Origin of the sequence: Paenibacillus sp. KS1, from assembly GCF_001680695.1 — a bacterium.
GTDB lineage: Bacteria > Bacillota > Bacilli > Paenibacillales > Paenibacillaceae > Paenibacillus_B > Paenibacillus_B suaedae.
The window spans coordinates 1-22,337 of record NZ_MAIS01000096.1 but is presented as its reverse complement, the minus strand read 5'-3'; the positions used below and the strand labels follow the sequence as shown (position 1 = coordinate 22,337).

Annotated in this window: 17 protein-coding genes; 13 read left to right on the top strand and 4 right to left on the bottom strand. The window is 48.3% G+C overall.

Translation table 11 applies throughout. The features are described 5' to 3' along the window. Positions 1-83 precede the first annotated feature (83 nt). The 3 genes from BBG47_RS23675 to BBG47_RS23665 all read right to left on the bottom strand — a co-directional run bounded on the left by BBG47_RS23675 (position 84) and on the right by BBG47_RS23665 (position 3,331). Positions 84-1,208: a Gfo/Idh/MocA family protein gene (locus tag BBG47_RS23675; RefSeq protein WP_065293765.1), complete on the bottom strand. Its 1,125-nt coding sequence runs from the start codon at positions 1,206-1,208 to the stop codon at positions 84-86. A 105-nt stretch (positions 1,209-1,313) separates the two neighbouring features. Beyond that, positions 1,314-2,159, bottom strand: a complete 846-nt coding sequence (locus tag BBG47_RS23670) for a sugar phosphate isomerase/epimerase family protein (RefSeq protein WP_065293764.1) — start codon at positions 2,157-2,159, stop codon at positions 1,314-1,316. A 296-nt stretch (positions 2,160-2,455) separates the two neighbouring features. Then, entirely contained in the window at positions 2,456-3,331 is an 876-nt protein-coding gene (locus BBG47_RS23665) for a C40 family peptidase (protein ID WP_065293763.1), read from the bottom strand. Positions 3,332-3,667: 336 nt separating this feature from the next. Between BBG47_RS23665 and BBG47_RS23660 the strand changes: the two genes are divergently transcribed. From BBG47_RS23660 to BBG47_RS23615, 11 genes are all read left to right on the top strand, one after another. Further along, on the top strand, positions 3,668-4,066 hold the full coding sequence (locus tag BBG47_RS23660; RefSeq protein ID WP_065293762.1) for an OsmC family protein: 399 nt from the start codon (positions 3,668-3,670) through the stop codon (positions 4,064-4,066). 324 nt (positions 4,067-4,390) lie between these two features. Further along, positions 4,391-6,358 carry a sensor histidine kinase gene (locus BBG47_RS23655; protein ID WP_065293761.1) on the top strand — a complete coding sequence of 656 codons (1,968 nt, stop codon included), beginning with the start codon at positions 4,391-4,393 and terminating at the stop codon, positions 6,356-6,358. Between the two features lie 80 nt (positions 6,359-6,438). After that, on the top strand, positions 6,439-8,010 hold the full coding sequence (locus BBG47_RS23650) for a response regulator transcription factor (RefSeq protein ID WP_021257225.1): 1,572 nt from the start codon (positions 6,439-6,441) through the stop codon (positions 8,008-8,010). A gap of 149 nt (positions 8,011-8,159) precedes the next feature. Further along, a complete protein-coding gene (locus BBG47_RS23645) occupies positions 8,160-9,098 on the top strand; it encodes an ABC transporter permease (RefSeq protein ID WP_065293760.1) in 939 nt (312 codons plus the stop codon). Positions 9,099-9,109: 11 nt separating this feature from the next. Next, positions 9,110-10,033, top strand: coding sequence for a carbohydrate ABC transporter permease (locus BBG47_RS23640; protein ID WP_036619227.1), 924 nt, complete (start codon positions 9,110-9,112; stop codon positions 10,031-10,033). 100 nt (positions 10,034-10,133) lie between these two features. Next, entirely contained in the window at positions 10,134-11,618 is a 1,485-nt protein-coding gene (locus BBG47_RS23635; RefSeq protein WP_065293759.1) for an ABC transporter substrate-binding protein, read from the top strand. Positions 11,619-11,889: 271 nt separating this feature from the next. After that, positions 11,890-13,176 carry a glycoside hydrolase family 125 protein gene (locus tag BBG47_RS23630; protein ID WP_021257221.1) on the top strand — a complete coding sequence of 429 codons (1,287 nt, stop codon included), beginning with the start codon at positions 11,890-11,892 and terminating at the stop codon, positions 13,174-13,176. 92 nt (positions 13,177-13,268) lie between these two features. After that, a complete protein-coding gene (locus tag BBG47_RS23625) occupies positions 13,269-15,986 on the top strand; it encodes an alpha-mannosidase (protein WP_065293758.1) in 2,718 nt (905 codons plus the stop codon). 178 nt (positions 15,987-16,164) lie between these two features. Then, on the top strand, positions 16,165-16,671 hold the full coding sequence (locus BBG47_RS30870; RefSeq protein WP_254659904.1) for an MFS transporter: 507 nt from the start codon (positions 16,165-16,167) through the stop codon (positions 16,669-16,671). 13 nt (positions 16,672-16,684) lie between these two features. After that, the gene (locus tag BBG47_RS30865) at positions 16,685-17,473 is read left to right on the top strand and encodes an MFS transporter (protein ID WP_254659903.1); all 789 of its coding nucleotides are present in this window, start codon (positions 16,685-16,687) and stop codon (positions 17,471-17,473) included. A 13-nt stretch (positions 17,474-17,486) separates the two neighbouring features. Beyond that, a complete protein-coding gene (locus tag BBG47_RS23615; protein WP_028533377.1) occupies positions 17,487-18,131 on the top strand; it encodes an ArsR/SmtB family transcription factor in 645 nt (214 codons plus the stop codon). A gap of 195 nt (positions 18,132-18,326) precedes the next feature. Here BBG47_RS23615 and BBG47_RS23610 read toward each other — a convergent pair whose 3' ends face one another. After that, positions 18,327-19,418 (bottom strand): M24 family metallopeptidase, encoded by a 1,092-nt coding sequence (locus BBG47_RS23610; RefSeq protein WP_065293757.1) that lies wholly within the window; start codon positions 19,416-19,418, stop codon positions 18,327-18,329. A 318-nt stretch (positions 19,419-19,736) separates the two neighbouring features. Between BBG47_RS23610 and alsS the strand changes: the two genes are divergently transcribed. Then, positions 19,737-21,386, top strand: coding sequence for an acetolactate synthase AlsS (gene alsS, locus BBG47_RS23605; RefSeq protein WP_065293767.1), 1,650 nt, complete (start codon positions 19,737-19,739; stop codon positions 21,384-21,386). Positions 21,387-21,442: 56 nt separating this feature from the next. Next, positions 21,443-22,243: an acetolactate decarboxylase gene (gene budA / locus BBG47_RS23600; protein WP_083189557.1), complete on the top strand. Its 801-nt coding sequence runs from the start codon at positions 21,443-21,445 to the stop codon at positions 22,241-22,243. Positions 22,244-22,337 lie beyond the last annotated feature (94 nt).

Here is a 22,337-nt window from a genome sequence, read left to right as displayed (position 1 = left end):
GATGGTGTCTAACAATTGGGGTGCAGTTCACTACCGATCCTGCCTTTCTGCCATTTATGCAACCTATTATCCGATCCCTATTCCTATAGACGAACTGCGGTAGATACCGATTCAGCGATAATCTCATCGGCAGTGACTTCGCGTCCTAGCGCACTGGACATATAGATGCCCTGGCTGATCAGCATCGTATTCAGTGCCAGCTCTGCGGTAGGAAGCAAGGGAACGATCCCGTTCAGCGCTGCAATCCAATGACCTTGGGAAGAATCATAAGCCCATTCATTCGGATTAAGAAGGTGTCTGCGACGATTCATCGCTTGGACGTCCACTGTTGCATTGAGATCCATATCTGACACAGTATGATGGAAGCTGAACGGGTGCTGTCCTTGGCTCGTTTGGTATGGCATGCGAAGTCCGCCCTTGGAGCCCACTATGCTGCTTCCTTCGAAACCATCCAAGTAGATCGCCCACGCTTCGATGATATCGAGCGTTAAGCCTCCCTCGAATTTTACGAGGCCGAGGCCGAGCTCTTCAACGTCGAATTTGCTAGTTTCCCGGCGTTCCTGGAGCATCTCCATCTCTTGATAGGTCTGTCCGCTAATCCGTGTTACCCGAGGCATACCAAGCAAGTAAAGCAGCTGAGAGATATGGTATACGCCCATATCGTATAGGGCGCCTCCAGAAGCGATGGATTTCTGCGTGAAGGACGGAGTGCCATAGCCGTCAACATAAGGGCGTCCACGACGGCGGAAGCCCGTTGAACGAGCGTGGTACAGCTTGCCTAGCTGCCCATCCTCAATTAGCGTCTTTGCGGCCTTCGTCTCCGCGTTATATAAGGTAGCCAGCTGGATATGCAGCATGCGTCCGGTTGCCTTAGCAGCTTCAAGCATGGCTGCACCGTCATAATAAGAACCGGCAATCGGCTTCTCGCAATATACATGCTTGCCTGCTTCCAATGCTGCTATGGTGATTGGCGCATGGAAGTTGTTGTGCAGGCATACATCAACAGCCTCGATATCAGCACGCTTCAGCAGCTCGCGGAAGTCCGTATACACATGCGGGACTTGATACTGCTCGGCTACTTTCCGAGCTTCTGCTTCATTCACATCGCACACAGCAACGATTTCTGCACCGCTGACGCGGGCGTATTCATCCAGATGATGCTTGCCGATTTGTCCGACGCCAATGATGGCAATACGTTTTGATTCCATCGTTTTCCCCCTTGGTACTCTGTTCTAAGCAGCTAGGCTGCATCTGCATGCGGGAGCGCTGTTGCGGGGGCGCAGCGTAACAGGAATTACACGGAGCTCTCCCTGTTAGGCGGGCAATGAAGCCAGATGACCCTTCAGCTTCCCGATAGCCTCTTCCATAGCAGTTAGCTGTTCATGTGGCGCATTGTACTCAATTGCCCAATACCCGTCATAACCAGCGTTCTTCAATGATGCCAATCGTTCCTTGGCCTGCGGTGATTCAATCAAGCGATAATCAACATGGGTATGTCGTACCCATGGCGCAGCCTGCAGGTCGCCTTCCGCGGCATAAGCGTCTAATGTGTCCGATGACGTCATGCGAAGTGAGAAGGAATCTCCCGTAGGCTTCCATCGCCCAAGATGAAGCAGAATTCCGTAGTTCGGGTGATTCACTGCTTCAGATATGCGAACCAGCGTGTCAGGTTGCAGCGCACAGCCGGTATGATTCTCAGGCCCAACCCAGTACCCTCCCTCAGCAGCGCGCTGTGCGTACTCACGGTATCGCATCGTGATGTATTCAAATGCCTCATCGCTGAGCACATCATCTCCATGGTGAACAGCATCAATACGTACAGACTGTGCCCCCATGATTTCGGCTGCGCGCAGATGGGCAAGTGCATTCTGATGCAGTGCCTCGCGTATTTCTGGATCGGGATCCCAGATGTGGGCTCGATCAACCGCAATATTCACGAGAGCCATCTCTCGTTCCGTAAGTGCGTCACGAATTCGCTGCAGCATATCATCATCCACAACCTGCCATAGCGGGCGTGTCGTATCTGCAAAAAAGGCGTTCCAGAAATCAATGGACTGCAATTGGTACCGTTTATGGACAGTTGCAATATACGCGAAAATATCCATCTTGCCCTCAACTCGCAAATTATTGAACGAAAATCCGCCAATAGATAGTTTCATGCTGTTCCTCCTTATGCGAAAGGTGATGAGCTTGCTTTCGTATCTTGGGAATAATGAACTTGAAACTCGGTATTTCATCTGTGAGATGGTATGGGAAGTGAGTTTGATTCGAGAGTAGCAGATTGTGTAAGCGTGGACAATGTGCTAAATTCGCCATAATGACACCGTTTTCATATTAAATGAATACTTGAACGCACTGTATCTTCAGAATACGGACGATTGCACATATTGAGATTGGCAGCGGGAAAATAAAAAGCCCGCAAAAGCTGCGGGCTGAAGAATGTCTCGTAGGATGACTATAGAACGCGCTTGGCACCGACATACGTGCGCTTGGACCATGAAGATGACATGCTGGTCACTACGACTTGGTATGCACTGCCTGAGGAAGCATTCAAGTATTGGTTATTGCCGATATAGACACCAACGTGAGAGATTGTGCTGCCATTGTTCGCGAAGAATACGAGATCGCCAGGTATTGGATTGCTTACGCGATATCCGACATTATACATCTCTCGGGATGTCCTTGGCAGCGATACGCCGTTCTTACGGAATATATATTGAATATATCCAGAACAGTCGAAGCCGCTAGGCGTTGATCCACCCCATACATACGGTACGCCGAGGTAACTGCGTCCGGTGTTGATGATGCGAGAAGCTGCGCTTTGTACAGAAGCGGTCGTGACAGACTTCTTTTGCGGAACGCGATCGACGCGAGGAATACTCCTCAAATAATCGGGTGTCCACTCAAAATCCAAATCAAAAGCGTTCATCAAAAAACGAAACGGAATATATGTATTATCTCTGTATGTCCAAGGCTTGCCACCCATGTCGATCGTCTCGCCATTCACATCGGCAGAAGCGCTGTCTGTACGGAAACGGACAGTCGTCGTACCATTCGAGAATTCAATGTTGTTCACGCTGGAGTTGACAGCGGACCAAGACAGGGAGTAACCCATTTGCTCCGCGAAGGCGCGGACTGGGACATACATATTTTGATTTTCATCAATAATGGGAATAATATCGGTAAATTGTAAGGCATTACCGTTGACGTGGATCGTGGCTTGCTTAGGCGCGTCGGCAGCAAAAGCCTTCGTACCTAGTGTGCTATCTGCAAACAGCAAGCATCCGATGACTGCGCTTGCTGCAAGAGCAGTCCGTATGGCGGTTTTCACTACATCTCCTCCTCAGCTGTTAAAAATGTAAATTGATTACTAAAAAATCGACAAAACCAGACTAACATAATTTTAAAAAAGCTGGCAATAGTCTGGAAGTATTAAAAATGACAAAACTGTAACTAAACTGTAACCGAAGTGTTAACCCTTATACAGCAAGGGATTTGAGGAATTTGAACTGAATACAAATTGTGAAAGAAATAATAATGGAAATGTAAGTAGATGTTATTTCTGTTGCAATTTATTCGAAATTCGACTGAAAACAGGTGCAGCAAACTCAGTCCTGGCGCGGAGAACGCTGTAATAGTGAAATAGAGCAGAGGAGAGGTGACAGTCTTGCAAGTCCATGTAAAGGAAATGAAACCACATGAATGGATCGGTAGTTGCGGCAATAATCAAATCATGATCAGGCAACAGGCAGATTCGTCTGGATCTGCTACATTAAATAGGCCCTTAGACCTATGGATGATGAGCTTAGCATTCGCGGTTGCGGAATCGATTCGCAGTTATGCAACGGAGAAAGCATGGGATTTACAGTCCCTTCAAGTCGATGCGGTGGATGAAGTGAGTGATCAGGGCAAGCTCCTGTACGTTACATTTCACATAACAGCAGCTGGACTTCAGAAGGAAGAACGCGACGAAGTATTCAGTGCAGTGCGGACTACTTGTACACTGCTAAGACTGGTGAACAAAGAGATTGAAATGTATTTTGCTGATCGGCTTGCGAACGAATGAATGAAGCCGCAATAAAACCCAGCACCCTCTATAGGATGCTGGGTTTCTTCATACATACTCAATTGGAATATATTAATAATTCTAAAAGATATCGTTTGTGCCGTATATATGTAATCATAGAGGTAGGACGAAGATCCATCTCATGCAACAATAGATTCACACTTTGAGTTATGTTCAATATATTGATTATGATATTATATAGCTTGAAGACATGCAGCTGAATAGGGTGATCATCCTTAGCTGTGAATGTGAAGTACAGGAAAAAGAAAGCGGTACCGAACCGCTACCGTGCTCGTGTGCCGACAAGGGATGGGGGTATAGGCCTTGTTGAAACCGTTTCACCAGATGTATCAGAAGCACTTTAAGAAGAAATTATTCAATAAATTAATTGCGATATATTCACTCATTGCAGTTGCTTCCTTAGTGACGGTATCTGTGTTTGCCTATGAGTTCTTTGCGCGTAAGGATGTCAGCAACGCACTCATGGAGCAGCAGCGCACGGTAGATACCATTAACCGATACATTGATCAGAAGAATGATCTAGCCCAGGCGATCGTCCAGCAGGTGTATCAGGATAATCTGCTCATCCAGGATACCATCTACTTGCTGAATGAGGGATATGAACAATATATCCGCTATCGCTTGGATGCCTACAGCTCGAGCAACATGTTCTATGTGCGCAAGATGCAGGAATTCTTCATGCTCCAGTTCTGGAAGGATCCCGATTTGCAAAATATTAATCTCATCAGCCCTACGAAGCAGTTCGCTTATATGTATACAAGTGATGGAGTGAAGGGCGGGCTCTATGACTGGAGCCAAGATCCGCAGATGAATACGCAGTGGAAGATGAATCGCTATGGTGAACGCGTCTCTTCTTATACGAATCAGAGTAAAAAGGAAGAAACTTCAGCCGATATACAAGATATACCGTTACTGCGCCACTCGGATCGCTTGGTCGATATGCTTGACCAAGATGGATCCAAGCGATTAGAGAAGCAGGCTCAGGCTTCTATTCCTATTCCTACAAAGACCAATGTGATTAAGTCAGAGTCGGAGAAGCTGCCGCTTATCAGCTTCACGAATCGAGTGAGCAGTCCAGAATCTTTGCTGACAGCAGGACACATTACGATTGATTTCAATGCGAACGGAATTGGGCGTCAGATTGGGTATTCCCTTCGAGGTGAGCAATGGATTGTACTGGATCAAAAAGGCGAGATCATCTATCCGGCTTCCCAATCACAGGGGACGTCGACATGGGCCGATGTTGAGGAACTGTCCAAGCTCGAGCGCAATAAGCCGCAGTCGATTCAGGTAGATGGGAAGTCCTCCTATGTAACGGTCTCTCAGACGAATAAGCTGGGACTGTATGTCGTAGGCGCATTGCCGGAGGCAGCCATTACCGATCATTTGTCTGGACTGAAGAATACGATTGGCATTGTGACGATACTCTGTATATTTGCCGTTCTGATGGTGACCTATTTATCGGTACTCCATTTATCCCGCCGTACGCAGACGATTGTGATGGCGATGAAGAAAGTGCAGGAAGGCAATTTGAACGCAAGGTTGCCCGTTACGCGTGAAGATGAGCTCGGTCTCATCGCGGGTAGTTTCAATCAGATGTGTGAGGATTTGAAGCAGTACATTAATAAGGTGTATAAGTCCGAATTGAAGCAGAAACACGCGGAACTGATAGCGCTGCAGGCGCAAATTAAGCCGCACTTCCTATATAACACGTTAGAGGTTATCCGGATGCGGGCAGTATCCAAGGGCGCTCATGATGTCGGGGAAATGATCTACAGCCTGGCAGCGATGTTCCGTCATATGGTCAAGGACAAGACGATCATTACCGTGAACGAAGAGATTGAGAACTGCCGCCGATACTTGGAGCTGACCCGAATACGATATCGAGACAAGCTGCAATTCACCATTCATATGGATGAGCGGCTTGGCGGCTATAATACGATGAAGCTGTCGGTTCAGCCACTCATCGAGAATTATCTCGTACATGGCATTGTCTTGGATCGGAAGGATAATCATATCCGCATTGAGGTTACGCAGCACCAGGGAGATCTGATCATTCGGGTGAGCGATAATGGCAAGGGGATTGAACCAGAACGGCTGCAGGAGATTCAGAATGATCTGGAGCAGCCGCAAATCCAGGATCACGGTTCGCTTGGTCTGAAGAATGTGCAGGAGCGCCTCCGCATTCTGTATGGGAATGAATATGGATTGACGATAGACAGTACCTTGCATGTAGGTACGACGGCAACCGTTCGGGTGCCGCTGCAATAATAGCGTGGTGAACACTTCTAGTACCACTTCATAATGGAAAGCAGACAAACTTTCGTGTGACTAGGGTTGGGGGGATATAGATGTACGATGTATTCTTAGTCGATGATGAGCCGTTTATTATTGAAGGATTGCAATCTATATTAGAGTGGAATGATTACGGTCTCCGTATTGTTGGGCAAGCGGAGAATGGAGAGGCCGCCTGGGACATTCTGAAAGATCACCCTGTCGATTTGGTTGTGACTGATATTATGATGCCGAAGATGACAGGCTTGCAGTTGATTGAGAAGGTGAAGCAGGCGCATCCGCATACACGTTTTATTATTTTGAGCGGGTACAATGAATTCGTCTACGTGAAGGAAGGCATTAAGCACGGGGTTGAGAACTACTTGTTGAAGCCAATCAACATTGATGAATTCCGATCTACGCTGGAGAATACAGTTCAGAAGCTGGATCAATCCCGCATGCATCATATGGTGGAGCTGCACAATCGGGACATCCTGCGCGACAACGTGCTGTTCCGCTGGCTGCGTGACCGCATTCATATGGAGGAGCTGCAGCAGCGTGCAGATCTGTTGGATATTCATTTCGTGCATCCTTATTATATGGTCGTTCTTGTTCGTCCTGAGGTTCGGAAGGACAATGAAATGGACTATATGAAGCAGGATGAGGTTGCTTCTCAGGCGAAGCATCTGTTGGATGAGAAGTTCGGTGGATTTTGCGTGCGCGAGTGGGACGGAGAAACGGCGATTGTTCTTGGCTTATATAATCGCGAGGACAAGCAGGAAGCGATAGAGAAGCTGGTGCAATGGAAGGCAGAGACGGAGCAGAATCTGCAATCGGTGCTGGAAGTCACTGTCGGCAGCGTGCAGGAGGGGTATGCCAAAGCCTCTGTCAGCTTCGATCATGCGAAGCAGGTGCAGCCATACCATCTCGTTCGAGTAGATGACAGTATTATAGATTGTGATGAAATTGAGAGTTATCGATCCTCGCGTCCTTCTTCGGTACAGCCGGAGACGGAACCTTACGTGAAGCTGCTCTATGCACGAAATAAGGAAGGGCTGCGCGAACAGCTTGAAGCAGATTTCGAGCGTTTGTCGGATACGGACGGTGTCACGCCGCGCGATATGCGGAACTTCGCTGTAGAGCTGCTCATCGCATGGAAACAGTCTGTGAAGGGGTCAGCGGTGCTGCAATTGAATGATGAACGCGATTGGTTCGATGACGTGTATCATATTCAGACGCTTGATGCCTTGAAGGATCATGTTCTACAAGTGGCGGCACATGTGATTGAATTGATGAGTGAACCGGAGGACATGAGTCCTGTCGTCAGACAGGTGCTGCATGATATCCAAGAACGCTACGCGGAAGAACTTTCACTTAAGACACTCAGCCAAGTGTATAATATTAACCCTGTATATCTGGGGCAGTTATTCCAGAAGGAAGTCCAGTCGACGTTCTCTGATTTTTTGAATAAGACACGGATTAACAAGGCGAAGGAAATGCTGACAGGAACAAATTATCGGATGACGGATATTGCAGCCAAGGTTGGTTACTGGGATAAAAGCTACTTCTACAAGCAGTTCAAAAAGTATGTTGGCATTTCTCCAAAAGAGTATCGAGAGATCCATAGTGCAGCGAATGAATTGGCATAATAACCAGCATTGGAAAGGGCATCCATGGCGAAGTGACGCTGTGTAAGCCCTTTCTTTATTTTGTACACCAAATCTAAAGTTTATTGACTATTGGAAGCGCATCAGTTGAGTTACCCTATAAGTACAACATAGCAACGGGGGATGATGGGATGCAATTCATCAAAAATGCCTTTCGGAGCTTAAACCGCAATCGAATCTTTCTGCTAATGGTTCTTCCGGGAGCCTTGTGGTTTTTGTTCTTCTCCTACCTGCCGATGTTCGGAACTGTGATCGCTTTCAAGGACTATCGTTTCAGCCGAGACGGCTTCCTTGCCAGCTTGCAGCAAAGCGAATGGGTAGGTTTTAAAAATTTTGAATACCTTTTCAAAACGAATGATGCTTATGTCATCACAAGAAACACGATACTATACAACGTAGTTTTCATCGTTATCGGTCTTGTATGTGCCGTAGCAATGGCAATCATCTTGAGCGAAATTGTGAATAAACGGTTGGCAAAATTGTATCAAACCGGGATGTTCCTGCCTCACTTCTTGTCTTGGGTTATCGTCGGTTACTTTACATTCAGCTTCTTGAGTGTAGATAAAGGGGTAATGAACCAATTCCTTACTTGGATGGGCAAAGACCCTGTATCCTGGTACTCCGATACGACGTATTGGCCTTACATTCTCGTCTTCCTGAATATTTGGAAGGGTGTCGGTTACTCCAGTGTTGTATACTTGGCAGCCATTGTTGGTATCGACAAGACGTATTATGAAGCAGCGATGATTGACGGCGCGAACAAGTGGCAGCAAATTCGCCACATTACGCTTCCAGCGATTACACCGCTCATTACGATTTTGACGCTGCTCGCCGTGGGACGTATCTTCTATGCAGACTTCGGTTTGTTCTATCAAATTCCGCGTGACTCCGGTCCATTGTATGCGGTAACGAACGTAATCGATACCTACGTATATCGCGGTTTGAAGGCGACAGGGGAAATTTCAATGAGTACGGCAGCTGGCTTGTATCAATCATTAGTCGGATTCATTCTTGTCATGACCTCGAACTGGATCGTTCGAAAATTCAACAAAGACAATGCGTTGTTCTAGGCTAGGGGGGAATGACTTTGCGTAAGACTAAACATCGCGACGTTCATGAGTTGTCCAGAGGTACTAACATTTTATTCAATATTATCGCCGGTGGATTCGCTCTACTCTGTGTCTATCCGTTCCTTTTCGTTATCGTCATCTCGTTAACGGATGAAGAATCATTGGCACGTAAGGGATACACACTGTTTCCTGAAAAATGGAGCTTCTCGGCTTATGAGTACATTTTCAAGGCTGGGGATCAGTTGCTCAATTCCTACGGTATTACGATATTTATTACGTTAATTGGTACGTTGATTAGCTTGGTTGTTATCAGCTTGTATGCTTATGCGATATCTCGCAAAAACTTCGAGTACCGGGGATTCTTCTCCTTCATCGCATTCTTTACAATGCTGTTCAACGGTGGTCTCGTACCAACGTACATGGTCATTACGCAAGTGTTGGGGTTGAAGGATTCGATCTGGGCGCTTATCTTGCCGCTCATCATGAACGCGTTCTACGTACTCATCATGCGTACTTTCTATAATACGACGGTACCAGACGCGATTATAGAATCTGCTAAAATTGATGGTGCTGGTGAATTGCGGGCATTCATTACGATTGTACTTCCAATCTCATTACCGGGGATTGCCACAATCGGTTTGTTCGCGACACTCGGCTTCTGGAACGACTGGTTCAACGCTTTGCTCTATATCGACAATCCGTCGCTCGTACCATTGCAGTCCATGTTGATGCGCATTGAGAACAGTATGCAGTTCTTGCTGTCGAACGCACAATTGAATTCTTCCGGTCAATCGCTCGAAATGCTGCGGACATTGCCGCAGGAAGCAACTCGGATGGCGCTTGTCGTACTGGCAACATTGCCAATCGCATGTGCTTATCCATTCTTCCAACGCTACTTCGTTCAAGGCTTGACGATTGGTGCGGTAAAAGAATAACTCTTTACCCTATGGTTATTCCCGGATGGCGGCGATGATCATTGCCGCCTCTGGAAATAATATAAACATTCAGCGTGGTACAAAAAGGGGAGGTAACAAAATGGCTAAGGCAAAAAAAATGCTGATGATGACATTCTGCCTCATCATGGTCGCATCTTTGGTTCTCGCAGGTTGCGGAAATAAAAAAGATGAAGCGGCTGGCACAGCAGGAGACAAAAAAGACGAAAAGCCAGTAGAACTGATCTGGTACACGATCGGTACTCCGCAAAAAGACGTTGACAAGGTAATGGAGAAAGTCAGCGAGTACACGAAAGAAAAAATCGGCGCTACAATCAAAATGAAAATGTTCGACTGGGGCGATTACAACCAAAAGATGCAGGTAATCGCCGCTTCTGGGGAACCTTTTGACATCGCTTTCACGTCCTCTTGGGCATTTGATTATGTACAGAACGCGAAAAAAGGCGCGTTCTATGAACTGGATGAGCTGCTAGACAAATACGGTCAAGATATTAAAAAGAACGTTCATCCATCCTTCTTGGAAGGTGCTAAAATCGAAGGTAAAACATACGCGATTCCTGTAAATAAAGAGCTACCAGCTCAAAAAGTATTCCGCTTCAACAAGAAATATGTTGATAAGTACAACATCGACATCAACTCCATCAAGACTTTGGACGATTTGGAGCCAGTTCTTGCAAAAGTAAAAGCTGGCGAGCCTGGATTGTATCCAGTGTCTGCTGACAAGCAATTCAAGTTCGGTGTTCCTTACGACTTGGTTAACGAAAACTTGCCAATCGGTGTAGCATTGACGGATACGAACGACTTGAAACTCGTTAACATTCTGGAACAACCAGACATGATGAAGAACTTCGAGACGATGCATGAATACTACAAAAAAGGTTACGTAAAGAAAGACGCAGCTACAGCACAAAACGGCGATGAAATGAAAACGGGCAAATGGTTCGTTGACATGCCGGACACTCAACCGTTCGCAGACAACCAATGGTCTCAAACGCTTGGATATCCAGTTGTATCAACGCCTTATACAGAGCCTTATGTGTATAACTGGTCTGTAATGGGTTCCATGCACGGTATTTCCGCGAACTCCAAGTACCCAGAGAAAGCAATGGAATTCTTGAATTTGCTCAACTCTGACAAATACTTGCGCAACCTGGTGAATAACGGTATCGAAGATGTTCACTACAAACGTATCGATGATAGCACAGTAGAATACTTGCCTGCTAAGACAGAAGGCTACGATATGCCAGCATTTACACTTGGTAACTTCTTCATCTTGGATAAGTTGCCTTCTGACCCTAAAGACAAATGGGAACAATTCGCGAAATTCAACGATTCCGCGAAAAATGCGCCGCTTCTCGGCTTCCACTTCAACGCTGACAGCGTGAAAACTGAGATTACGGCTTTGACAAACGTAAAAGAAGAGTTCTATGCATCTCTGTATACAGGTTCTGTAGACCCTAAAGTTTACGTTCCTAAAGCAGTAGAGAAGTTCAAGCAAGCTGGCTTGGACAAAGTAATGGCTGAAATGCAAAAACAATTGGATGAGTGGAAAGCATCCAAGAAGTAATCAATATCGGGGCATGATTGAATTTCGCCCAGCAGCAGATTTGACAACTAGAGCATGGCGACAACAACGTGCAGAGCGAAATGAATAGCCCTTTGTATCCAATCAGGTGGAGCGCTTCGCTTCACCTGATTGTGTACTATTTTGGACAAATAATTGGTTGTTTTTTCACATCCTAATCATTACAATATAATTGATATATTAATTATCTTATTTGCTATAATACAAATAATTCACTTGCGTTGTGATCATAAGTGAAAAGGAGAGAGCCGACATGGAACGTCTACCACAAGCCGTGCTTCGCGTGATGGAAGAAGCAAAGACGAAATTGGCCTATAACCCGAAATTGATGGAGCAGTTCCTGAACTGCTTCCCGAATACGCTGCAAACAACAACTAAGCTGCATGAAGACGGTACATCCTACGTCTTTACTGGAGATATTCCAGCCATGTGGCTGCGCGATTCCAGCGCTCAGGTACGCCAATACATGCCGCTTGCGAAGGACGATGCGGATGTGCGACGCGTCATTGCCGGATTAGTGCGCAAGCAGCTGAAATATATTCAAATCGACCCTTATGCAAATGCATTTAATGAACAAGAAGTAGCACTGGATGAAATTCATCACCGTGACCAAACGAAGCTGAACGGCTGGGTATGGGAACGCAAGTATGAGATTGACTCCCTCTGCTATCCGCTTCAATTGTCCTATTTGTATTGGAAAGAGACAGGGGACACTTCCCTATTTGACGGTGAATATAAGACGGTTGCCCATATCATCATGGATCTGTGGACGACGGAACAGCGTCACTTTGCGCAATCGCCTTACCGCTTCGAGCGGATGGATTGCCGCAAGACAGATACGCTCAAGAACAATGGCATGGGTATGCCGGTCAACTATACAGGCATGACATGGTCTGCATTCCGTCCAAGTGACGATGCGTGCACCTTTGGCTATTTGGTTCCTTCCAACATGTTCGCGGTTGTTGTGCTGCGGTACTTGGAAGAAATCGCAACAACGGTTTATGAAGATGCGCCGTTTGCCGCGAAGGCTCGCGCACTGATGGAAGAAATCGACGAAGGCATTCAAGCGTACGGCATCTTCCACCACCCGAAATACGGCAAAATCTATGCTTATGAAACAGATGGCTTCGGCAACTATAACCTGATGGACGATGCGAACGTGCCTAGCTTGCTCGCGATTCCGTACCTTGGTTATACAACGGCAGACGATCCAATCTATCAAAATACACGCCGCTTCATTCTGAGTGAAGAGAATCCTTACTTCTACTCCGGTAAAGCAGCGAAGGGTATCGGCAGTCCGCATACGCCGGATCAATACATTTGGCATATTGCCTTGTCGATGCAAGGCTTGACAGCAAACTCGCAGGAAGAGATTGCTTCCCTGATCGAGCTACTCACAACGACAGATGCAGGCACAGGTTACATGCATGAAGGCTTCCATGTGGATGATCCTGCACAGTTCACACGTGAATGGTTCGCTTGGTCGAACAGCTTGTTCTCAGAACTGATTTTCCGCGAACATTGGCTTAAAGGGGAATAAGCAATAAGCAAGCCAATTGCTCATGCAGCATGTCAGATCATTAGGAATACTGGCACCTCTATCACACACATCATGGAAGAGAGGGAAACAACATGACAAAAAAGACAGCCCATATCATTTCTCATACACACTGGGATCGCGAATGGTATATGCCTTACGAGTATCATCACACTTTATTGATTGAATTGATGGATACGCTCCTTGATACACTCGATAACGATCCAGGCTTCAAGAGCTTCCATCTGGACGGACAAACGATCATGTTGGAAGACTACTTGCAGGTTCGCCCTGAAATGAAGGAGAAGCTGACGAAGTACATTCAAGAAGGCCGCATTCATATCGGCCCTTGGTACATCCTGCAGGATGAGTTCTTGACAAGCAGCGAGGCGAATGTGCGCAATATGCAAATCGGTCATCGCGATGCGAAGCAGTATGGCGGCAACATTTCCAAGGTTGGCTACTTCCCGGATTCATTCGGTAATATGGGCCAAGCGCCGCAGATTTTGAAGCAATCCGGCATTGATGTGGCTGTATTCGGCCGCGGTGTTAAGCCAACTGGATTCAACAACCAAGTATCGGAAGATGCAGCATATGAATCGCCGTTCTCCGAGATGATCTGGGAATCCCCAGACGGCTCGCGCGTCATCGGCATTTTGTTCGCGAACTGGTACTGTAACGGAATGGAAGTACCTGTTGATGAGCCGCAGGCAGTCGCTTATTGGGACAAGCAAATTCCGAATGCGGAGAAATTCGCATCTACACGCCACTTGTTGTTCATGAACGGGTGTGACCACCAGCCGATTCAAACGGATCTGTCCAAAGCAATTGAAGTGGCGAAGAAGCTGTTCCCGGATGTGGACTTCGTTCATTCCAACTTCAACGATTATGTAGATGAGCTTCGCAAGGAGCTGCCAGAGAACCTTCAGACAGTACACGGCGAATTGCGCAGCCAACGTACAGACGGCTGGTATACGCTCGTTAATACAGCGTCCTCTCGTGTGTACTTGAAGCAAATGAACGCAGAGAACCAGACGCTGCTTGAGAAGGTAGCAGAGCCGCTTGCGGCAATTGCGCACCAAGCAGGCAAGCCATACCCACACCACCTGTTCGTGTATGCGTGGAAGACATTGATGCAGAACCATCCGCATGATAGCATTTGCGGCTGCAGCGTGGACGAAGTGCACCGTGAAATGGTGACACGCTTCGAGAAGTCGAAGCATACAACAGAGACAATTATTAATGAAACGGTAGACAGCCTGCTGAAGCAGATTGATACATCCGTATATAGCGGCAAGCAAGCTGTGCCATTTACCGTATTCAACTCGACAGGATACAATCGCGACGGCGTAGTGGAAGTGACAATCGAATTGTCTCGCCGCTACTTCCGCGAAGCTCATCCGATGAAGCTGGCAGCGGAAATGAAGAAGGATCCAATCGTACCAGGCGCAGTTGTCGACGCAGACGGCAACGTGCTGGATTGCGAATGGGAAGATGCGGGCGTAGTCTTCGGCTATGACTTGCCGAAGGATAAGTTCCGTCAGCCATATATGGCGCGTGCAGTGAAGGTGCGCTTGCAAGTACAAGACATCCCTGCATTCGGTTATAAGACGCTTGCTTGGGTGACAGGTGCATCGAAGGAGCAAGAGGCTAGCCTTGTGACAGGCGAGTTCACACTTGAAAATGATCGCTTGAAGGCAGTCGTTGCGGAAGATGGCTCGCTTACATTAACAGACAAGTCGACTGGCCATACGCATGCTGGCCTGAACGTATATGAAGATGCAGGCGACATCGGGAACGAGTACATGTTCCGCATGCCTGCAGGCTCCAAGCCGCTTACGACGGCAGGGCTGAAGGCAGAGCGCAAGGTTGTAGAAAATACGCCATACCGTGCGGTAATCGAAGTGGCGCATAACTGGAGCATTCCGGTATCCGCTGACGATAAATTGGAAGAAGAGCGCCGCGACATTGTGGACTTCAACCTTCGCAAGGCACAGCGCTCGACTGAATTGGTTACATTCCGCATCATTACTCGCTATACGCTCGATCGTGGTGCGAAGCGCGTCGATGTTCATGTAACGATGGACAACAAGTCCAAGGATCACCGCGTAAGAGCGTTGTTCCCAAGCGGCTTTGAGTCCGAAACACACTTGGCGGAATCGATCTTTGAAGCGGCACGCCGCAACAACATTCCAGCGAAGGAATGGGAGAACCCAAGCAACGATCAGCATCAGCACACATTTGTCAGCGTAAGCGACGGCAAGCTGGGCTTGACGGTTGCGAACAAGGGCTTGTTCGAATACGAAGTATCGCAAGACAACAAGAACACGATTGCAGTTACGCTGCTTCGCTCTTCCGGCGAGCTTGGTGACTGGGGCTACTTCCCGACACCAGAAGCGCAGTGCATCGGCGTTCATACGGCTGAATATGCAATCATCCCGCATGCTGGCGACGTAGTTGCTTCTGGCGCTTACGCGGAAGCACATTCGTTCCAAGTGCCTTGGGTTGTACGCCAAGTAGAAGTGCAGGAAGGCAAGTTCCCAGTGAACCATGCATTCCTGGCATGGAACGGCGAAGGCGTAGCGTTCTCCTCCTTGAAGATGGCAGAAGAGACAGGCGACATGGTCGGCCGCTGGTTCAACTTCAAGCATGAAGAAGCTGCTCTGAACGTATCGCTTCCAGAAGCTGCGAAAGGCTTCTACCGCAGCAATATCATGGAAGAAGTTCAAGAGAACATTGCTTCCACGAATAACCGTGAAGTAAGTGTTGCCTTGAGTAGTGCTGAGATCTTCTCGCTCGGTATCCAAAAATAATACGTATGATCATAGGAAAGACGCTTGCGAAGACTCGCAAGCGTCTTTTTTGTTGTCAGATGAGCTTGCATAGCAATTCATATTTATTTTTCGAACAGGAAAATAACCCCTTTACAAAAACATTTTTATCGCTAAAATAAATTTTAACGATAAAAATAACCTTAGTGGAGGGTTCCTTATGAAGCTGCTCATAAACAATCGCGCATTCCGATTTCTATGGCTTGCCCAAATCATTTCTGAGCTTGGTGACGGTATTACACGGCTCGTTGTTATCTTTCTTGTCGCTCATTTATCAAGCGATCCGCTGGCTATTAGTCTTGTCGTACTCGCTAATGTACTGCCAAGCATGCTCCTTGGAACATTCGTAGGCCCGATCGCTGATCGCTTCCAGCGCAGCCACATCATGATGGCCGCTGATATCTACCGTGCGATCATTGTTGTCCTTCTTATCGCATCCCAGCACAATTTATACGGAATTTATGCTTTAGTATTGCTGCAAAACATCGGCACCGTGTTTTTTGAGCCTGCGCGTTCCGCTATTGTGCCCAGTCTTATTGGGAAAGAGAATATCCCGCAGGCCGTTTCCTTCTCGCAGGCTACTTATATGGCTATGAGGCTGGTGGGGCCATCGATTGCGGGGCTGTTAATTCCACTAGGTCATTTTGACCCGGCTATTCCTTTTTAATGGACTTACGTTTATGCTGTCTGCTTTGTTTATTTATGCGATGTCCAAAGCAATACCTACTCCTGATCGAACCCATGAAGATATCCAAGATGAACGCGGGGTGCGCAAGCAGTCAGCTGCTGAGAAGGAACCGTACTGGAAATCCTTGAAGGCGGGGCTGCGCACGATTTACCGCCACGATGGATTATTTGCACTCCTTCTGCTGCTTGTGCCGATCATGCTTGTCATGGGTGTTATTAATACAAACTTGAATGCGGCTTTGCTGCAAACCTTCCGCATCCCGGCCGAGCACTTTGGTTTCATCTCCAGTATGGTAGCCGTGGGAAGCATATTAGGGGCGCTCGCTGCACCTCATCTCATGAAGCGAATGGCTTCCAATGTTCTGCTGCTCGGGGCAGTAGGGGTTATCGGCCTGTTCTGCTTGCTCATTGTTCCATTGCACTCGCTGTACCAAGCGAGCGGGGTTCTCAGCGTATATGTATGGTCGATTGGTCTTGGTGTATCAATGGCCTGCACGAATGTGCCGCTCAGCAGTTTGTTTATTACCATTATGCCAGATGAAATGAGAGGCCGCGGATCGGGAGTATTCGATTCTGTGTCGCAAGCTGGCACGGTTCTTGGCATAGGCATAGGTGGGTTATTCGCTTCTATGTTCGGCGTATTGCTGGCCACCGCGCTTGCCGGATTGCTGCTTATTATTGTCGTTGTCATTTTCCCTCTGTTAAAATATAACCAAGCACTTCGGACTACGAACGAAGCGAAAATGACGGGAGGAGACCTGGCGATGTCTTCTTCAGACTAAGGGAGGGGACAGCTTGCAAGAGCAGCGAGTAATTAACGATGTCGAGCTGTTGAAGATCATGCTGGATCCACGCCGGATGCAAATATTGCGGTTTGCGCAAGACGAGCCGATTACGGTGAAGCAGATGGCAGAGATAATGGATGAGAAGCCATCCAGACTGTATTACCATGTGAAAAAGCTGGAGGAGGCTGGGCTGCTGGAGCTCGTTGAGACGAAGCAGCAGGGGAATCTAATCGAGAAGTATTATCTTGCAAATCAAGAGAAGCGTAGCTATACGTTGGGGAAGGAATTATCACAGGAGCATTCCAGTCTGATTGTACAAGAGCTTCTGCGCATTACCCATCAAGGTATAGATGTAATCGAGGACGGAATGCGAAAAGGACAGTACGGAGAGGACTTGCTTGCGGAAGCAAAGATTGCCTATTCGTCCATGACGCCGATGGAATGGGCGGAGAAAGCGTATTATGTACAGCAAGCAACCTCAGCTAATTACACGCCGCCGCCTTTCAATCCAGACGAGTCCTCGATTGCTAATGATGAACAATTGCGAGAGCAGACGACCAAGGATGAATACGTGTTCGTCATGCTCAGCTACCGCCTAAAAGATGTCCCGAACCGGGAATCTGTCGATGGTAACGAGAATATGAATCATGAGTGATGGATGATTGATGGATAATTGATGGTAGTCTTTGTTCAAATTTGGGACAATGTTGAGGTTAATCGAATATGCAGAAGAACACCCACCCTCCATGCTTGAGATGAGCAGGAGGGTGGGTGTTTGTTTTTGGAGGTTTGTAAGGTACATACAATGCTTCTCCAAGTTGTGTATGGAATCGGTTAGAACAGAAATGCGTTACCCGCCGATGATCGTTAGTTCCTTCGGATAAGAAGTCAATACCTCAACACCGTCTGCGGTTACGATGACATCATCCTCGATGCGCACGCCAGCCACCTTCGGCACGTAGATGCCCGGTTCAATCGTGAACAGCATGCCAGGTTCAAGCACATCCTCGTTGCGCTCATGTACAGATGGGTACTCATGGACATCGATGCCGAGGCCATGGCCGAGACGATGGGTGAAATAATCGCCGTAGCCTTTGTCCGCAATGACCTTGCGTGCCGTGCGATCAAGGCTGCCGAACGTAACACCTGGCTTCACAGCTTCAATGGCTGCCATGTTCGCGGCGAGCACCGTATTGTAAATTTCCTTGCAAGTATCATTCACTTCACCTACGGCGAATGTGCGCGTAATGTCAGAGGCATACCCGTTCGCGTATACGCCCATATCGAACAAGAGAAGCTCGCCTTCCTTGATTTTGCGGGAACCTGGTACTCCGTGGGGGAGTGCTGCATTCTCTCCAGCCAGCACCATCGTGCTGAAGGATGGGCCGTCTGAACCAAGCTTCTTCATCAAATATTCAAGCTCTGCCACCATTTCGATTTCACTCATGCCCACTTTAACTCGGCTTACGCCTTCCAGCAGAACAGCTTCGACAAGTCGAACTGCTTCTTTCATACGAACGACTTCTTCTTCCGACTTGATGACACGCATCGCCTGCAGGATTGGGCCCGCATCTACGAAGCTTTTCGCTGCTGTGGCACTCGTTAATGCTTCATAGCGCTGTACGGACATATGTCCCTTCTCGATCGCGAAGCGAGCTGCCTGCTGTGGCAGATGCTGCTTCAGGATGTCATAAGGGTTGTCTGTATCTGTATGGGTAGCAATCTGTTGCACCACAGATACAGCGGCTGCTTTGTCCCCGTCCAGTACAGGTACAATCAGTGTTGGTTCGCCCTGTTGAGGGACTACGATTCCAAGGAAGCGCTCATGTGGATCACAAGCAAAGCCAGTCAAATAATAGACATGCTTCGGATCGGTAATCAGCATCACGTCAATGCCGCTTTGCTCCATGGCGGAATGGAGCTTGTTCCATTTATCATTCATCGAAAATCTATCCTTTCGTTCGGTAGTATAAGGTAGTCTAGGATCATTAGCCAGGCTTCTATTCTCGAATGTACCATGGCCGATTGAAAAATGCGAATAGACAAAATCTAAAAAAGGAGTATTATATATAATACAGACTGATTATTTTCATGTGTTTTCACAACATGTGTTTTATACTGTACTAGTATTATGCCAATTATCGCCATGAGGAAAGGAATGACCGTCATGAACAATACGAAGACTCGCACGAACCATCAAGCAAGCGAACGCGTTGAAAACCATCGAGTTGATTCCGTTACCCATTCACAATCATTCACTATGCGTGGAGCAGACATTGTCGTAGACTGCCTGAATCGTCAAGGCGTCACTCATATATTTGGAATTCCAGGGGCTAAGGTTGACAGCGTTTTTGACGCACTTGTTGATCGTGGCCCCTCTTTAATTGTGTGTCGGCATGAACAGAACGCAGCGTTCATGGCTGCCGCGGTAGGGCGATTAACAGGCAAACCTGGGGTGTGCCTGGTGACATCTGGACCAGGGGCCTCCAACTTGGCAACAGGTCTTGTTACTGCAACGGCGGAAGGTGATCCGGTGGTTGCTTTAGGTGGCGCTGTATCACGCGCAGATCGCTTGAAGCGGACACACCAATCCATGGATAATGCAGCACTGTTCCAGCCGGTAACGAAGTACAGCGCAGAAGTGCAGCATCCAGACAACCTGCCGGAGGTCCTGACGAACGCCTTCCGTGCAGCGACCTCGCCGCGTCAGGGCGCAACCTTCGTCAGCCTGCCGCAGGATGTAATTACTAGCCCGGTAGAGGTATCGGCGATTGGCCCGCTGCCTTCGCCACGGCTTGGAGCGGCTCCTTCCGAAGGAATAGCCGAGGCGGCTGAAGCATTGCGCAGTGCGCGCATCCCGGTCATTCTCCTTGGGATGCGGGCAAGCTCGCCGGAAGCAGTCTATGCGATTCGGCAGTTGGTCGCACATACCAACATTCCGGTTGTAGAGACCTTCCAAGCAGCAGGTGCTATCTCTCGCGAGTTGGAGGCTCACTTCTTCGGCCGTATCGGATTGTTCCGCAATCAGCCGGGGGATGAGCTGATTGAACAATCGGATGTTGTGCTGACCATCGGGTACGAGCCCGTGGCATACGATCCGAAGTTCTGGAATCATGATGGCAAGCGCCACATTATTCATCTCGATGATGTCCAAGCCGACATTGATCATGATTACCAGCCTGAGATGGAGCTGCTCGGAAGCATCGATCGTACCGTGCAGGAATTGACGAAGCACTTGGCCGGCTTGCAGCGGACGCCAGAAGCGAAGGTGCTGTGCGATTCCTTGCTTGCGAAGCTGGTAGAGGCGTGCGAGCCGCCGCAGAAGGTGAAGCCGGGAACGGTTCATCCCTTGCAAATTATTCATGGTCTGCGCAGCGTCATCGATGACAACGTTACGGTAACGTGTGACGTGGGCTCTCATTATATATGGATGGCGCGTTACTTCCGCTCTTATGAGCCGCGCCGCCTGCTGTTCAGCAATGGCATGCAGACACTTGGCGTCGCCTTGCCTTGGGCCATTGCTGCTGCCTTGGTTCGTCCGAATGAGAAGGTGGTATCCGTATCAGGGGATGGGGGCTTCTTGTTCTCTGCGATGGAGCTTGAAACAGCCGTACGCTTGAAGCTGCCAATTGTCCATCTCGTCTGGAATGACGGCACGTACGATATGGTTGCGTTCCAGCAGCAAATGAAATATGGCCGGACTGCAGGTGTCGAATTCGGCCAGCCGGACATGGTGCAGTATGCAGAGAGCTACGGAGCTACTGGCTACCGTGTCACGGATCCTGCCGAACTGGTGCCGACACTGAAGAAGGCGCTTGAAGCAGAAGGACCTGTCGTTATCGACATTCCGGTCGATTACAGTGATAATATCGCGCTTGGAGATACGCTGCTCCCAGACCAATTCCACTAAGAATGCATCTGGCAGCGTAAGAAAAGTACAGCTTGCAACAAGGAGGAACAGATAAGATGAATGCCGTATTGGAACATCCAGTCAACGAAACATTACGTCCATCGGACTCATATACAACAACGGAACGAGAAGCGGAACACCGCTCAGAGAAGCCGAGCGCCATTTTCCAGACATCTACCATGAGCGCCCTGCTCGACGGTGTATTCGAGGGAAGCATGACAATGGCTGAGCTGAAGCAGCATGGCGACTTCGGTATAGGCACATTCAATGAATTGGATGGGGAATTAATCGCCTTCGATGGAGACTATTATCGCCTGCGCTCCGACAGCAGTGTAACGCCCGTGAAGCCGGAAGACGGAACTCCATTTGCTTCCGTAACGTTCTTCCAGCCAGTCAAGACATTCCGTGTGAACCAGCCAATGAGCCGCAGCCAGCTAGAGCAGCTGATAGACAGCCTGCTCCCGAGCCTGAACCTGTTCTATGCGATTCGTATTGACGGGGAGTTCGAATGTGTAGTAACACGTACCGTTGCGAAGCAGAAGCCGCCATTCCGCCCGTTCTTGGAGGCAATCGAATCTCAGCCAACATTCACATTGGAGAAGAAAAAGGGAACTGTAGCAGCGTTCCGCATGCCGGCATTTGCTCAAGGAATAGCTGTAGCGGGCTATCACCATCACTTCGTTGATGATGCGCGCACAGGCGGCGGGCATGTGCTGGACTTGCAGCTTAAATCAGGCATCGTGCAGATAGGCAAGCCGTCAGAGGTGCATATGCATTTCCCTGAGACCGAAGCGTTCATGAACGCTGACCTGACGAGCCGCGATCTCGATGCAGAAATTGCGAAGGCAGAAGGTTGATCCGATAGTCAAGCCTGCTGGTAAGCAAACGTAGAACCCGCACGTTGAACGAACGAATCGTACCCCCGTACAACGTACTCGTACATTCATAGTA